15 protein-coding genes are annotated in these 16822 nt (G+C 34.5%); 13 read left to right on the plus strand and 2 right to left on the minus strand.

From position 1 onward, the window contains the following. The 8 genes from K8N75_RS06455 to K8N75_RS06490 all read left to right on the plus strand — a co-directional run bounded on the left by K8N75_RS06455 (window position 1) and on the right by K8N75_RS06490 (window position 11005). On the plus strand, window positions 1-1392 hold the full coding sequence (locus K8N75_RS06455; protein ID WP_223791271.1) for an aspartate ammonia-lyase: 1392 nt from the start codon (window positions 1-3) through the stop codon (window positions 1390-1392). Between the two features lie 30 nt (window positions 1393-1422). Next, window positions 1423-2676: an alpha-hydroxy-acid oxidizing protein gene (locus K8N75_RS06460; RefSeq protein ID WP_223791272.1), complete on the plus strand. Its 1254-nt coding sequence runs from the start codon at window positions 1423-1425 to the stop codon at window positions 2674-2676. 358 nt (window positions 2677-3034) lie between these two features. After that, on the plus strand, window positions 3035-4810 hold the full coding sequence (gene glmS / locus K8N75_RS06465) for a glutamine--fructose-6-phosphate transaminase (isomerizing) (protein ID WP_223791273.1): 1776 nt from the start codon (window positions 3035-3037) through the stop codon (window positions 4808-4810). A 264-nt stretch (window positions 4811-5074) separates the two neighbouring features. Continuing rightward, window positions 5075-5374, plus strand: coding sequence for a hypothetical protein (locus tag K8N75_RS06470; protein ID WP_223791274.1), 300 nt, complete (start codon window positions 5075-5077; stop codon window positions 5372-5374). A gap of 194 nt (window positions 5375-5568) precedes the next feature. Further along, the gene (locus K8N75_RS06475) at window positions 5569-6141 is read left to right on the plus strand and encodes a helix-turn-helix domain-containing protein (RefSeq protein WP_223791275.1); all 573 of its coding nucleotides are present in this window, start codon (window positions 5569-5571) and stop codon (window positions 6139-6141) included. 72 nt (window positions 6142-6213) lie between these two features. Beyond that, on the plus strand, window positions 6214-6645 hold the full coding sequence (locus tag K8N75_RS06480; RefSeq protein ID WP_223791276.1) for an acyl-CoA thioesterase: 432 nt from the start codon (window positions 6214-6216) through the stop codon (window positions 6643-6645). A 44-nt stretch (window positions 6646-6689) separates the two neighbouring features. Next, window positions 6690-8351, plus strand: a complete 1662-nt coding sequence (locus tag K8N75_RS06485) for an AMP-binding protein (RefSeq protein WP_223791277.1) — start codon at window positions 6690-6692, stop codon at window positions 8349-8351. 146 nt (window positions 8352-8497) lie between these two features. Continuing rightward, window positions 8498-11005 carry a DUF5814 domain-containing protein gene (locus K8N75_RS06490; protein WP_223791278.1) on the plus strand — a complete coding sequence of 836 codons (2508 nt, stop codon included), beginning with the start codon at window positions 8498-8500 and terminating at the stop codon, window positions 11003-11005. An 18-nt stretch (window positions 11006-11023) separates the two neighbouring features. Here K8N75_RS06490 and arfB read toward each other — a convergent pair whose 3' ends face one another. After that, entirely contained in the window at window positions 11024-11722 is a 699-nt protein-coding gene (gene arfB / locus K8N75_RS06495) for a 2-amino-5-formylamino-6-ribosylaminopyrimidin-4(3H)-one 5'-monophosphate deformylase (protein WP_223791481.1), read from the minus strand. 66 nt (window positions 11723-11788) lie between these two features. Next, window positions 11789-12265: a DUF1947 domain-containing protein gene (locus K8N75_RS06500; protein ID WP_223791279.1), complete on the minus strand. Its 477-nt coding sequence runs from the start codon at window positions 12263-12265 to the stop codon at window positions 11789-11791. A gap of 141 nt (window positions 12266-12406) precedes the next feature. Between K8N75_RS06500 and K8N75_RS06505 the strand changes: the two genes are divergently transcribed. The 5 genes from K8N75_RS06505 (at window position 12407) to K8N75_RS06525 (ending at window position 16624) form a co-directional block, all read left to right on the plus strand. Continuing rightward, window positions 12407-12649 (plus strand): LSm family protein, encoded by a 243-nt coding sequence (locus tag K8N75_RS06505; protein ID WP_156095884.1) that lies wholly within the window; start codon window positions 12407-12409, stop codon window positions 12647-12649. Between the two features lie 60 nt (window positions 12650-12709). Continuing rightward, a complete protein-coding gene (locus K8N75_RS06510; RefSeq protein ID WP_048190007.1) occupies window positions 12710-12892 on the plus strand; it encodes a 50S ribosomal protein L37e in 183 nt (60 codons plus the stop codon). Then, entirely contained in the window at window positions 12893-13783 is an 891-nt protein-coding gene (locus K8N75_RS06515; RefSeq protein ID WP_223791280.1) for a toprim domain-containing protein, read from the plus strand. Window positions 13784-13895: 112 nt separating this feature from the next. Continuing rightward, window positions 13896-15296, plus strand: a complete 1401-nt coding sequence (gene purF, locus K8N75_RS06520) for an amidophosphoribosyltransferase (protein ID WP_223791281.1) — start codon at window positions 13896-13898, stop codon at window positions 15294-15296. 50 nt (window positions 15297-15346) lie between these two features. Further along, a complete protein-coding gene (locus tag K8N75_RS06525) occupies window positions 15347-16624 on the plus strand; it encodes a U32 family peptidase (RefSeq protein WP_338038033.1) in 1278 nt (425 codons plus the stop codon). Window positions 16625-16822: the final 198 nt, after the last annotated feature.

Raw genomic sequence — 16822 nt, forward strand, 5'->3', positions numbered from 1 at the left:
ATGCGATTGGAAAAGGATTCATTGGGTGAAAAAGAGATCCCATCAGGGGTTTATTATGGTATTCAGACTTTACGTGCAGTGGAAAATTTTCCAGTAAGTGGCAGGACTGAAAGAACCGAATTGATTTATGCGTATGTAACAGTTAAAAAAGCAGCTGTTATCACCAACATGAAACTAGGTTCCCTTGATAATGAAAGGGGAGAGGCGATTTTAAAAGCTGCAGATGATGTACTTCATGGTAAATTAGCAGATCAATTTCCTGTTGATCTTTACCAATCAGGAGCTGGCACTTCATTCAATATGAATATAAACGAAGTACTTGCCAACAGGGCATTAGAAATTTTAAACAGAAATAAAGGTGAATATGATTATTTAAGCCCCAACGATCATGTAAATGCATCCCAATCGAGTAACGATACATTTCCCACAGCGTCTCATATTGCAATTATAAAAGAATCTGACAAACTTTACAAGACCCTCATCAATTTGGGTGGTTCATTTAAATCGAAAGGTAAACAACTTTCAGATACTCCTAAATCAGGACGCACTCATCTTATGGATGCTATGCCTGTAACATTAGGTGATGAATTCATAGCCTATGGCAATGCAATTATTCGTGCAGCAAAGGAAATACATGAAAAGAGGAATAATCTGCTTGAAGTAGCAATAGGAGGTACTGCTACAGGAACTGGGGTTAACACACCTGTTTTTTATAGGGATAATGTGGTTAAGAAACTTGCTGAACTAACATCACTCGATCTGATCCCTGCCAAAGACAGTCTAGAAGCTTTACAAAGTAGATCGCAGATTTCGAATTTATCTGGAGCTCTAAGAGAACTTGCACACGATTTAATTAGAATATCGAATGATCTGCGGTTAATGGGATCAGGACCAACTTCAGGATTTGCTGAGATAAATTTACCTCCAGTTCAACCCGGATCGTCTATAATGCCTGGAAAGTTCAACCCAGTAATGGCAGAATGTCTCAATATGATTTCATTTCAGATTATAGGAAATGATACGACAGTATCTTTAGCTGCACAGGCAGGACAGTTTGAATTGAACGTAATGACTCCTATAATGACTTCCAATATTTTGGATTCAATTTCATTTCTAAATAATTATCTACCTATATTCCAGACAAAGTGCGTTGAAGGAATTACTGCTAATAACGATAGATTAAAAACTATTGCTGAAATGAATCCAAGTTTTGCAACTGTTCTTTCGCCAAAGATTGGATATATTAAGGCAGCAGAACTTGTTAAGCAAGCTATGGGCAGTAAAAAATCTATCAGAGACATTGTGGTGATTAGAGGAATTCTTTCAGAAGAGGAAGCAGACGAACTTTTAGATTTAAAAACCATCTCAAAAAATTTATACACCAAAGAATGAACACTCAATTAAGATAGAGGTTAGTTAAAAATGAAATATATCTGCACTTATTGTAACATTTATGCATATGATGAGGATAAGGGAGATCCTGAAACAAATCTTGAACCAGGTACTAGTTTGGATGAATTCCCTGATTCATGGCTGTGTCCTGTATGTGGAATGCCCAAAGAATACTTGCAAGAAGTGCGAGATGATATTTTTTCGCTTAAAATGACCGCATACAACGAAACACAACATGAATCAAAAGATCTGAATTATTACCGTTCCATAGCCCGTAAAATGCTTATAGGTATCTGTGGTGAATTCTCAGTATGTGATGGACAGCCCGATAGAATATGTACTGGACAGAAATTTGGAGCACCCATAGGTTTTGGAGGTGCTGGCCAAGGAAAGACTTTTGAAGCAAATTACAATACTCTTCAGGATTACAAACTTAAAATGTGTGTTATCAAAGCACATCATGAACCAGAAATGTCAGTTCCAATATTTGGGAAGAAAATAACTCTACCTGTTATGAGTGCCAGTCTTTCTGGAGTTAAAAGTAGTATGAATGATGTTGTACCCGAAGATGCATTTTACAGGGGTCTTTTAAAGGGTGCGATGTCTTCAGGTTCAATAGGTTTGGTTGGAAATACACCACACAGTCCTGATGACCTGGGAGTTAATATTGTTGGTGAAAATAAAGGATGGGGCATACCAATATTCAAACCACAATCACAGGAACGACTCATCCAGCTAATGCATTTAGCTGAAAAACTGAATGTAATTGCTGTAGGTGTTGATCTTGAAGGTGCAGGTTCCACAATATGGAATAGTTCCAAAAAACCTGTTTACAGAAAAAGTGAAAATGATCTCATAGAACTGGTTGATTCAACTGAAAAACCTGTAATATTCAAGGGGATAATGAGTAAGGAAGATGCAGTCAAAGTTCTAGATTCGGGTGCTGGTGCATGTTATGTATCCAATCATGGAGGTAGAGTACTCGATGGTGGCCAGGGAATGGCGGAAGTGCTTCCAGAGATTGCAAATGAAATTTCTGGAAAGATCCCAATACTGGCTGATGGGGCTGTTAGAACGGGATATGATGTTCTCAAAGTTCTGGCATTAGGTGCTGATGTTGCACTGATAGGTAGGCCTATAGCAAGGTTATCGCTAGCAGGAGGAGAGGTAGCTGTGAAAATGTATTATAAATATGTTAAAGATGATCTTCGACGGGCAATGATATTAACTGGATGTAATGACCTTAAAGATGCAAATATGAGTATTATAACAAGATCTCATTAATTACCATAATACAAATAAAATTTCATACATCATGTATGATTTAATTTAAAATAATAACAGGAATTGTTCAATTATTTAAAATATCTTTATTTAGAAAAACTTATCAAAATATTGCATTTACAATTCTTTCTGATATTATTAACTGAAATTTTTTAAAGATTCCTTTTAGGCATAAATTGGATATGATAATTTTATATAGATGTTGAAGGTTCATAGTAGTAAATACTATTATTATAAAAAAAGAGAATTCAAATTTACGTTTAAATTTTATCATATACTAAATAATTTCAGATGGAATATAATATTTAATTATTAAAATTGATCAATAAATTTTTTGGAAAGAACTATCGGTGAAATCATGTGCGGAATTGTAGCATGTATAATTAATGACGAAGCAGCGCCAGTACTTTTAGAGTGCGTTCGAAGGTTAGAATACAGAGGATATGATTCTGTTGGGCTAGCAACGCTTTCTGGAGATATATATATCAAAAAAGGCGAAGGTAAAATAGATGATGTCCAGAAAAGGTTGGATTTAACAGATATTCCGGGTAATATGGGAATAGCTCATGTTAGGTGGGCAACTCATGGACTTCCCACAGGAATAAATGCCCATCCACAAACAGATTGTAAAAAAAGGATAGCGGTAGTTCATAATGGGATAATTGAAAATTATAAAGAATTGAAGGCTAATCTTGAAGATGAAGGCCATATATTCGCTTCAGAAACAGATACTGAAGTTTTATCACATTTAATAGAAAAGTACATGGAAATGGGAAATGGTTTGGAAGTTGCAACTAGATTAGCAACAAAGGATATTAAAGGATCTTATGCAATTGCAGTAATTTCTGCTGATGAACCAAACAAAATAATAGGCGTTAGAAAAGAAAGTCCGTTAATAGTGGGTGTGGGAGAAAAAGAATCCTTTATAGCATCAGATGTTCCTGCAATATTGGAACACACTAAAAATGTTATTTACCTAAATGATAACGAAATGGTTATATTGCGCCCTGATGGTGTTGTAATAAAGGATATGGATGGAAATATCCTTGATAATAAAGTAAATATAATTGATTGGTCTTCTGACATGGCAGAAAAAGGGGGATTCAAACATTTCATGCTGAAAGAAATACACGAACAGCCGGATGTTGTTAAAAATACGCTTATGGAATTTTCAGAGATTGAGAAAGTTGTTGGTAAGTTTTCTAAATTCAAAAGAATATGTTTTGTTGCTTGTGGAACATCATTCCACGCATCCCTTGTTGGAAAATATTTATTTGAAACATTATTGGGAATTCCTACAGATGTTTTGTTATCATCGGAATTTTTATTCTCAGAAGGAGCCCTTGACAAAGATACACTGGTGATATTAATAACCCAATCTGGAGAAACTGCAGACACATTGAAAGCTCTGAAAATAGCAAATAAAAAATCAGAAACCCTTGCAATAGTCAATGTTCTTGGGAGCACAGCTACAAGAGAAGCTGATCATGTTATTTATACTAGAGCCGGACCAGAAATAGGTGTTGCTGCCACTAAAACATATGTATGTCAATTAGTTTCAATTTATATGCTTGTTAGTGCTATGAGTGGTAATGATAAACTTTTAGCAGAGCTTCAAAAGGTTCCAGACCATATGAAACAGGCACTTGAAAATGAAGACCATATTATTGAGATAGCTAAGAAATATAAAGATGCAAATGATTTCTTTTTCATTGGAAGGGGATTTTCCTATCCTACTGCACTGGAAGGTGCATTAAAACTTAAAGAAATAACATATATACATGGTGAAGGTTATGCTGCAGGTGAGCTTAAACATGGGCCATTAGCACTTATAGATGATAATGTGCCTGTTTTAGCAGTTGTACCTCCTGGTGAAAGCCACGATAAAACTCTAAGCAATATAGAAGAAGTAAAAGCAAGAGGTGCCAAGGTAATTGCTGTTGGTTCTTCAAAGGATGAGGTATTAAAATCTGAATCACATGACATCATGGGATTTGATGGAGATATAAGTGAAATGTTATCTCCAATACCCTATGTAGTGCCATTGCAACTCCTATCCTACTATATCAGTGTTGAAAGGGGAATAGATCCAGATAAACCAAAAAACCTTGCTAAATGTGTAACAGTAGAGTAAAACTTGGATCTAATTACTTTAAATATATTTTTTTATATTCTTTTCATTTATTGGATTGGGAAATAAGTTTTTTCAGTATTATTTCATATTCTGCCTAGTTGCATACAGATTAGTAAGGATATAAATGTTTTGAATAATATAACCAATATGAAGATCAGTCACGGATTACTTAGGTTGTCCAAAAATAATTTTAACCAAAATTTGTTAATTAAAATCAAAAATATTAAAAAATAGTATTTAAATTAAATTTTATGGTAGATTAAAATGAATCCAAAGAAATCAGGAACTTTGTTTATAGTGTTGATGATAGCACTAATTGCATTTGGAACTGCTTCAGCTGCGAATGTGGCAAATGTGGGAACTAACTTATTTGATGGTTTAACCATATCAAATTTGAGTTTGACCAGTTTGGGCGGACAAGAGCAGATCACAGCTATTGGAGATCCTTCATTTGAACCTGTTTATGTTACAAAGAGGATTGTATACAATATAACCAATGAAACTCCTGTAACTCCTATAAATAATACAAATAATAGTACTTTATCAACAAATTCCGGTAATTAATCTATTATATTAACACTAGACTGGATACAACTCTTTTTTTTCTATGATATTTTCAAAACTCAGTTTTATAAATATCTAAGAATGTTTAAAATAAAAAAAGATATTAAGAATATACAAATAAAAAGATTTGAAACATAATTTAAGTATTTATAATTATAATACATTATAAACGTGGATGTTAAAAAGGTGATTTAATGCCAGATAATCAAGTAGGAGAAAAAATACGTCAGTTAAGAGAGAGTAAAAATATTTCAATCGAAGAACTTGCAGAGAAAAGTCAAATCAGTGTAGATCTGGTTGAAAGACTTGAAGGTAATGCAGTAATACCATCACTATCCCCATTATTAAAGATTGCGAAGGTTTTGGATGTGCGTTTAGGCACATTTTTAGACGACGCCCCACAAACAGGTCCGGTTGTTGTTAAATCAGGTAAATCAGAAAATGTAACAAGATTTTCTGGTAAAAATAGTAATCTTAAGGACAGTACACTGGATTTTTACTCACTTGCATCTGGAAAAACCGACAGACATATGGAACCATTCTTAATTGATGTACACCCACCAGAAACAGAAGATTATCAATTATCATCACACGAAGGTGAAGAGTTTATTTTTGTTATGAACGGTGAAATAGAAGTTCTTTATGGTAAAGAGACCTACCTGGTTTCTGAAGGGGATAGTATTTACTACGATTCTGTTGTGCCACATGATTTACATGCACATGGCGGTGACGCTAAAATTTTGGCTGTTGTATACACTCCTATTTAAGAATAAACAGTAATCAAATGAATCTGACTTTAACAGAAATATAAAAATAATAAAATATTTAAGAGGCTTTAAATGTATAAGACAGTTGTTACACCAAGATTTGGTGATATTGATGGACTTCGTCATGTTAATAATACAGTACTTGCAATATGGTTTGAACAAGCCAGAAATCCAATATTCAGAATGTTTACACCCGATTTGGATCTGAGCTACGAGAACTGGAAACTCATAATGGTGAGAACAGAATTCGATTTTCTAAGTGAAATGTATTATGGGGAAGATGTGGAGATAAGGACATACATCCTAAAAATAGGAAATAGTTCATTTACAATGGGACACGAAGCCTGGCAAAATGGAAAGCTCAGGGTCAAGGGAGAAGCAGTGTTAGTACATTTCGATTTTATAGAGAAAAAAAGTGTACCTATCCCAGATTCGATCAGGTCACAGTTAAATGAACATTTGATGATAGAAGATGCATGTAAAATATTTGATGATAATAAATAAATCAGATATTTACAATAATTATTAATGATTTGGGGGTTGGAGACATGCTTTTTACAGAAGATACCATTGGCGATCTGTTTGAAAAAGAGGTTAAAAATCATCCTGATAGAGATTTTATAATTTATCCTGATAGGGATCTTAGATTTACATATAAGGATTTTGATGAACGTGTCAACATGTTTGCCAAGGGCCTTTTGTCATTAGGCATAACTAAAGGAGATCATGTAGGCATATGGGCTAAAAACGTGCCAGACTGGCTCACTTTTATGTTTGCAACAGCCAAGATAGGAGTTGTTCTTGTTACTGTTAACACAGCATACAAAGGTCATGAACTTGAATATGTACTTGAACAGTCGGATATGAAAGCTCTGGCAATTATAGATGGATATCAGGATGTTGATTACATTAATATTATGAACGAATTAGTTCCAGAACTCAAAACTCAGGAGAGAGGAAGTCTTAAAAGCAAAAAATTTCCATTTTTAGAACATGTAATCTATATCGGCCAGGAAAAACATAGAGGTATGTATAACACAAATGAATTAATGCTTTTGGGTAAGCATACAGATGATTCTGAACTTCTAAAGGTTAAAAAAACAGTGAGCAATAACGATGCAGTGAATATGCAGTACACTTCGGGTACCACTGGATTCCCTAAGGGTGTAATGTTGACCCACAGAAATATCCTCAACAATGGATATTATATTGGTGAAAGACAAAAATTCAAAGGAGAAGACAGATTATGTATCACGGTGCCATTATTCCATTGTTTTGGTATTGTATTAGCAGTCATGGCTATAATAACCCATGGGGCTACTGTGGTAATGATTGAACTCTTTGACCCGTTAATGGTACTTGCCGCAGTGCAAAAGGAAAAATGCACAGCCCTGTATGGAGTACCAACCATGTTTATTGCAGAATTCAGCCACCCAATGTTCGATATGTTTGACCTTTCTTCACTGCGTACAGGGATCATGGCAGGTTCACCATGTCCAATCGAAGCAATGAAGAAAGTTGTTAAAGATATGAATATGACACAGATAACTAGTGTTTACGGACTAACAGAAGGTTCACCTGGTTTTACTCAGACCAGTGTAGATGATCCTCTGGAGAAACGTGTGGAAACAGTGGGAAAACCACTGCCCAACTGTGAGGTTAAAATTGTAGACCCTGAAACAGGTGAAACACTTAGACCAAACATGACGGGTGAAATATGTTGTAAAGGTTACAATGTAATGAAAGGATACTACAAAATGCCAGAAAAAACTAAAGAAGTTATTGATGAAGATGGATGGCTTCACAGTGGAGATCTGGCCACTTGCGACGATGAAGGATATTACTCTATTGTTGGACGGATCAAAGACATGATCATCAGAGGTGGGGAAAACATATACCCTCGTGAAATAGAGGAGTTCATTCACACAATTGATGGGGTAATGGATGTACAAGTAGTGGGCATACCCGATGAAAAGTATGGGGAAATCATTGGTGCATTTGTAATAAAAGAAAAGGAGGCACAGTTAACTGCAGAAGATATCAGAGATTATGCTGTAAACAAAATTGCACGTTACAAGGTACCTAAACATATTTTCTTCGTAGATGAGTTCCCACTCACTGCAAGTGGTAAGATTCAAAAGTTTAAATTAAGGGATCAGGCAGTTGAGTTAATAAAAATGGGAAATGAAACCGAAGATAATGTTTTATGAATAAATAAGGAATAAATCGGGATTAATTCCATCCTTAAATTTATCAATATTTTTTTTCATTTTTTAACTAAAGACTTTTATTTGATTGATCATATTAGTTCTAAACTAATTTTATTTAAAGAATATATAGGGATACAGATAAAAAGATGATAATTTTAAGGAAAAACAAGAAGATATTGGAAATGTTTCCAATTGGCAGTGCCAAAGGTGCTATTAACACCAGGAGACAGCCTTTATTCTATGGTTATCTAAAGCTCAAAAGAACAGGAGATAAGGTAAGACCATATAAATTCATTGTAAAAAAGGATTCTGAAAATGAAACACTACTTCCACCTAGCGAAGCAATTAAAATTTTAAGAAAACAGAATGTCTATATTATTGGGGAGGATCCTGAAACCGAGGAAATGTTAGATTCTCTGGATATACCATTTAAAAGAACTCTTATGTGTAGACACTGCACTTTTGAAGGTTTTATAACATTAATACGAAGAGATTCTTCATATCATTATCATAACGAGTACATATGTAGAAAATGTGCCGAAGAAGAGATTAAAAGAGAAATGAAATCCCGTTCTTTTGACATGAGTACATTTAAGAATTTCAAAAGAATCTTGGATGAAACTGGTGATCTTAAATTGGTTTTAACCATGTTCGATCCAAGATTTAACCCAGTAAAAAATCCTAATTTAACACTGTACGATAGAATCAGCACAGGAGATAATAAAGATATTCCTAAGGTGAATATGGACGACCTTAAAATACCTACAGAGCTTAAAAAAATATTAAAAGGTCATGGAAAATATTTATTACCAGTTCAGGCGCTTACCTTGGATAATGGACTTCTTGAAGGTGAAAATCTCCTGGTTGTATCTGCAACAGCCAGTGGAAAAACTTTGATTGGGGAGCTTGCAGGAGTACCAAAGGCAATGAATGGTGAAAAATTTATATTCCTAACACCTCTTGTGGCACTTGCAAACCAGAAATACAGGGATTTTAAGAAGAAATACAAAAAACTCGGCCTGAAAGTATCCATAAGGGTAGGAATGAGCAGGATAAATGCTAAAGAAGAACTTTCAATACATGATGAGCGTGTTAATGATGCAGAAATTGTAGTGGGAACCTATGAAGGTCTTGATTTCCTTTTGAGATCAGGAAAATCATCTGAACTTGGAAAACTTGGCACAGTTGTTGTTGACGAAATACATATGCTTGATGATGAGGAAAGGGGACCTAGATTAAAGGGTTTGATTAAAAGGTTACAGACACTTTTTCCAGATTTGCAAATAATAGGATTGTCTGCAACAATTAAAAATCAGCGTGAAATAGCAGATGAATTCAAAATGAAACTGGTTGAATATGATAGGCGTCCTGTACCGCTTGAGAGGCACCTTATCTTCGCAAGATCTGAGCATGATAAGGAGGATCTCATGTCAAAACTTGCAAGACAGGAATACAAGAATATATCTGCAAAGGGGTTTAAGGGTCAGACCATTATATTCACAAATTCCCGGAGAAAAACACATTCAATATCAGATTATCTGGTAAAAAGAGGGGTTAAAGCGGCAGCATATCATGCAGGATTATCTTATGCCAAGAAAAATAGAATTGAAAAGGATTTTTTGAAGCAAGAAATGTCAACTGTGGTGACAACGGCCGCACTTGCTGCAGGGGTTGATTTTCCAGCATCTCAGGTTATATTTGAAACATTAACCATGGGAAATAAATGGTTAACACCTAATGAGTTTTCACAGATGCTTGGTAGAGCAGGTAGGCCATCTTATCACGACTTGGGTAAAGTTTATCTGATCCCTGAGATAGGATTGAAGTATGATGATGAAACAGAGGATATGCGTGCAGTTGCACTATTAGAAAGTGATGTTGAACCTATAAATGTCCATTACACAGAAGATGCGGTTGTGGAACAAGTTCTTTCTGATCTATGTTCTGGAACTGCAAGAAACATTAACACTCTCAAAATATCGTACAAAAATGAGGATATTCCAATGGATATAGATCAGACTTGTAATCTGTTATTGGAATATGGATTGGCAGTGGAAAAAAAGGGCAGTATACTACCTACTAAATATGGATGTGCAGTTTCAATGTCCTTTTTGAATTACAACGATGCAGATTATATCAAAAAAAGCATAACATCTGCAAAGCCTACTAGGCCACTCGATATTGCAATGGGTTTACAACCGTTTGAAAATGCTTATTTATCTTCACGTGTTAGCCAAAAACTTGCACAGGCATTAAAAGCAAATATATCTTCAAGGTTATTTGCAGACTCAACACTGGATATACTGAGTTCGGGAGATGCAATTTCAAAGCTTGAACCTAAATTTCAGGAATTGTTAATCAATTTACAAATGGAATTTATGTCTTGCAGATGCAAGGACAGGCCTTTTTGCAACTGTTTCCAGGAAGAATTGTCAACGAAGATGTTGAAGTATAGAATGTTGAAGTATGATCCTGCCGATATCAGTAAAAAACTTTTAAAGGATTATGGAATACATGCATATGCTGGTGATATATTCTCATGGTTGGATTCAGTAATAAGAGCTCTTGAGTCGGTTAGAAGAATTTCAAATTCTTTTAATAAGGTTAAATTGATTAATGAATGTAATCAATTGATTAAAAAGATAGAAAATTAATTTAATATGGGGAATACTTTATTTGTCTCCCACAATTTTTTCAATATCATGGATTACATCCACTATTGCAGTTTCAAGCATTGATTCACCTAGATTCATATCAACACATACACCTAAATTTTCAACCTCTCGGGCACCTTTATCAATACCACTATCTATTTTTCTAGCTTCTTCTAGGCCAACCATTCCCACTTCAGGATATTTATCGAATTCACAGTGTTCATCAAGTTTTGATGCATTTAAAAATCCTAGAAGGGCTGCAATAGAAATTTCACCAGTTCCTGCATGTGGACCTTCAATTTCAACGATCTTGTTATTGAAAACAATTTTAAGCTGTGATTTTTCTTGAATAGTTTCAATAAATTCTTTAACTGGATTGTTACCGCCATGACCATTTACGAGAACAACCCAATCCAGATCAAGACATTTTTTTGCGGATTTAAGTGTTGGTATAAGTTGTTTTTCCACCAATACCTCTGGTTCTAAATGCTTTCCATGATCAATGAATGGATATTCTGTGGCAGCGTATAGAACACCTAGGAACTTAGCACCTGTGATTAATGAAGCCTGGAGTGCAATATAAGAGGCTATTTTGGAGTCTGTATCGATGGGAAGGGCAGCGCCATGATTTTCAAGATGAGATCCTATTGCAAGAATCCCCACCCTGTGAACATATGGGGATTTTACGTTTCCTGATTCGTACCTTAGTTCTGCTATTTTAACACCTCAAAATTTTTTTTTATTTAAATCATGTACAATAAAAGATTATGGAAAATCTGGGTTTTAAATTGTTAAATCCCATATTTCATCTCCTATATGGTGTATACTTTTCACGGCTTTGCCAGAGGTATTTTCAACCATTTCAGGACCAGATATAATACTTCTACCAGTTGCAAGAGGTTTTCTGTGTGTTTCTTCTATTATAATAACCAAGTCTCCTTCTTTTATATTTGGATCTGCATCTGTAATTCCGGGAGACATAATATCTGCCCCCTTTATAACAAATTTAACAGCTCCCATATCTACCACAACGTACCTTGACTTGATATCAAGTTCCAAAGCACCCTTGAGTGTTGGGAAAGGTTCTCCATCTATCATCATGATCATGGGATTTCCATCTATCAATATGATGTCATCCATATCTGTTTCAATGATCTCAACTTTGCTTTTGGGTTTTAATATGGTTGAATACTCCCCAAGCGTTATTTTTACTTCTTTAAGCATTTTCTTTTTAAGATGGTATCTTTTCCTTATCTTCAATTTACAACACACCTTACTCTAGGTAATCTTTTTTAATCTTTAATTCAAACATTAATAGCAATATTAATATTATATTATTTAAAAACGGATACATTTAAATATAAACTGAACCAACAATGAAGTTATAGGAAAGGTGATATTGTGACTGTACAGAAGAATTTGAATACTTCAAGACCCTTAGATGTATTGGGTAAATCATTAAACTCCCAAGTATTGATAGAACTCAAAGGTGGAAGAGAGTTCAGGGGACTTTTAAAAAGTTTTGACATGCATATGAATTTAGTATTGAACGAAGCCGAAGAATTAGAAGGTGGAGAGACATCAAAAAGGTTAGGAATCGTCCTCATAAGAGGGGACAATATAGTTTATATATCTCCAGTATAGAATAACTAATCCTACTACAACTCGACTGAAATATTTTTAAGATCACGGAGGATACAGATAATGAAAGGAACACCATCATTTGGTAAGCGTAACAAAAAAACCCATATTAGATGCAGGCGTTGTGGTAAAAACTCATACAACGCACGTAAAAAATACTGCGCAGCATGTGGATTCGGAAGATCTGCTAAGATCAGAACTTACAACTGGCAGAATAAGAAGCTTAACGGTTTAAGGTTGACATAAATGGATGCGATAAATCCCATTGATGTTAGGATAATTGTGGAAGGTGCTTCAGATGTGGAGATAGTTTCCAGGGCAATGCAGAACATAGCCCTTGGTGCTGAATACCATATCACCATCTCATCCATAATTCCAACAACCAACCCTGAAATAGCAAAAAAGGCAGTTCAGGGAGCGGATATTGTATTAATTGCTACTGATGTTGATGCACCAGGAAGGGAATTAGCAGAAAAGTTCAAAAAATGTCTCAAAGATCAAGTGGGACATGTTGAACGTATGAAATTTCCCTTTGGTCATGATGTGGAGTACATGGATCCTTCAATCATAAGGAAGGAAATAAAAAACGCCATCATCAGGACAGGTCTCACATCAATAGCCAATATACATAAATTCAGAGAACTTGAGGATCAATTAGTAGAATCAAGGGAGAATTTAGTAGAATTAACCAAGGAAAAAAAGGATCTGGAAATTGAAAACCAGAATCTAAGCTCCTTAAATAAAGAATTATCAGATTCAAATGAAAAGCTGTCTGATAAACTTAACATAGTTCAAGATGATTTAAGAAATGCCAAAAATAGGCATGCTGATATTAAAAACAAATATCAGTTCATAAAGTCCAAACAGCTATTTGAAAGATTTTCACTTAGTGAACTTTGGAAAGAATCGTTTGATGAGGAACTTAATGATAAAGAACAAATTTATTTTATTTCTAATGAATTTAAACCTGAAAATATAATTATAGGTCAAGATTACATAGCAGCCGCTACTAAAGAGGATGCTAAAGAATGGTTAAAGATAATAAGGGCGGTTCTAATTTTTTACGATTCTAAGATCGAAGATCTTAAAGAAGAATTCACAGATGAAAAATTTAATCCAAACTTGCTAAAGGAATAAATAAATATTAAAGAAATGTCTATAAATCTGATTTTCAGCTTAAAAATATTTATAAATGATTTATTAAGATATCTTAGAAATTATTATCTTATAATATCAGGGAGATTTTCAATTGAGGGATAAATGTGGTATTGTAGGGGTATATTCTTGTAAACCGTCTGTTAATGTTTCACGCCAGATATATTATGGACTTTATGCTTTGCAGCATAGGGGACAAGAATCAGCAGGTATATCTACTTATAATGGCGAGGAAATATCCACATTTCGTGGAATGGGCTTGGTATGTGATGTTTTCAACAATGGAAACATGGAAGGAATAGATGGTCATGTTGGTATAGGACATGTTAGATATTCAACTACGGGTAAATCAAAAATAGAAAATTCTCAACCGTTTTTCACTGAATTTGATTCAGGAACAATTGCAATTGCCCACAATGGGGATATAATCAATTCAATGAAACTGAAAGGTGAATTGGAAAAATTGGGATATGATTTTGAATCATCAACAGATTCTGAAGTAATATGTCATCTCTTAACAGAGGAGTATTCTAAAACTTCTGAAATGGTTGAGGCGATACGAAACGTTACAAAAATTCTTATTGGTTCTTATTCTCTTGTAATACTTGTAAATAATGATCTGTTTGTTGTTAGAGATCCAAGCGGTATAAAACCTCTTTCCATGGGTAAGATAGAAGATTTAACTTTGGTTGCTTCAGAAACTGTTGCTTTTGATGTTGTAGGAGCCAAATATGTTCGTGATATTGAACCTGGTGAAATACTTCATATTGGTGAAGAATTAAAAAGTTATAAGTTGCCTGATGATCAGAAACCTCGAAGGGCGCACTGTATGTTTGAATATGTTTATTTTGCACGTCCTGACAGCATATTGGACGGAAGATCTGTTTATAACGTTAGATTAAATATTGGAAAGGCACTTTCACGTGAGTTCCCTGCTGATGCAGATGTTGTAATGCCTGTACCTGACTCTGCAATAACTGCTGCAATTGGTTACTCTCGAGAATCAGGACTTGGTTACGGTGAAGGACTTATTAAAAACCGTTATGTTGGAAGAACATTTATCATGCCGACCCAGGAAGAACGTGAAACTTCTGTTAGACTTAAAATGAATCCTATAAAGTCTGAACTTGAAGGTAAAAGTATAGTACTCGTTGATGATAGTATAGTTAGGGGAACAACCTCAAAATCTCTTGTTAAAGTGTTAAGAGAAGCGGGTGCTAAAAAAATACATCTGCGTGTGGGTTGTCCTCCAATTATGTCTCCATGTTATTATGGAATAGCAATGGCAACAAAAAAAGAGCTCATAGCTTCGGATAAAGAAGTTGAAGAGATAAGAAAAATATTAGGTGTTGATTCATTAGGTTATCTCAGTTTGGAGTCTCTTATTGAGTGTATTGGGATAGAAAATGGCAACTTATGTGTAGGATGTCTTAATGGAGAATATCCAACTTCTCTGCCTGAGGATATAGCAGAGTATGAGGCAAATCGCTGTTAAATTAAATTTATGCCGTAAAATTCATTATTTTTTTTTATTGATTAATACTGGTGATAAAAATCGTTGAACTACTCTCACCTGCAGGAGACATAACCGCATTGAATTCTGCAATTAAAAATGGGGCAGACTCTGTTTACATAGGTATCCAAGGATACAATATGAGAGCTACAGTGTCAAACTTTTCAATTCAAGATCTGAAATATGCTGTAAAACAATGCCATGATTCTGGAGTTAAACTCTATGTATGTACCAACACAATCATGAAAGAAAGGGATTTAATAGAACTGAGAAATTTAATGCCATTAATTAAATCTTCAGGTGTAGATGCAGTGATAGTATCAGATCTGGGTGCTTTGAATATTGCAAGAGAAAATAATTTAAATGTCCACATGAGTGTACAGGCAAATCTGTCAAACAGCGAAGCATTAAATGTGCTTCAAGAACTAGGTGTATCGCGTGTTGTACTTTCAAGGGAAATGACCCTTAAAGAGATTAAAGAAATTGCAGATAACACAAAAATGGATATAGAAGTCTTTGTGCACGGATCAATGTGCGTTGCAATTTCAGGTAGATGTTTTTTAAGTTCTCATCTCTACAATAAAAGTGCAAATTGTGGAGAATGTCTTCAGCCATGCAGAAAGGACTGGAAAATAGTTTCTGAAGATGGGGAAGAATTTATAATTGGTAATGAGCTCGAATCCAATTTTCAAGAACAGAAATCCGAATACGAACATACTTCTGAAGATTTTAAAAATGAAAAAACCCATATATTAAGTACTAAGGATCTATGCATGGTGGATCACATACCCGAACTTATTGATGCAGGAGTGGAAGCTTTTAAGATAGAAGGAAGAGCCAAACCTGCTGATTACGTTAGCACAGTAACAAGGGTTTACAAGGATGCAATTAATATAAATGAATCTGGAAATTGGAACTCTGAAGAACGGCAAATAAAAACTCATAAATGGAAATTAGAGCTTAAAAAAGTTTTCAATAGAGGATTTGATACAGGATTTTTCTTTAAGATCCCAAATGAAACCAGTAGCTCCAACCAAGCAACATGTATCAAAAAAGATTCAGGAATGGTTGTTAATTACTATCAGAAAGTTAATGCAGCAGAGATCAGATTGTGGGAAGATCTTGAAGTTGGGGATGAAATAATAATTCAAGGTAAAACAACAGGTTCGATCACATTGAAAGTTGGTTCTATGCAAGTGAACGGTGAAAATATTCTTAAAGCATCTAAAGGCCAAAATGTAGCTATCTTTGTTGAAGAAAAAGTTCGTCCAAACGATAACGTTTATAAAAGACTTAAAAAGGATGAATAATTCGTATAACCAAGTTTTTTTAGATTTTTAAAAATAAAAGGGTTAAGAAATTTAAAAAAAGTTTTGGAATCATTTTTAATCTCAAGAATCTAGTTTTCTGGAGTTTCCAGATTAAAATTAATTATTAAAAAATGAACCATATTTTCTTGTTAATAAAATTTCAAACAACAAAACTAAAAGTAGTAGTAAAACTAAACT

Source organism: Methanobacterium spitsbergense, assembly GCF_019931065.1.
Taxonomy (GTDB): Archaea; Methanobacteriota; Methanobacteria; order Methanobacteriales; family Methanobacteriaceae; genus Methanobacterium_B; species Methanobacterium_B spitsbergense.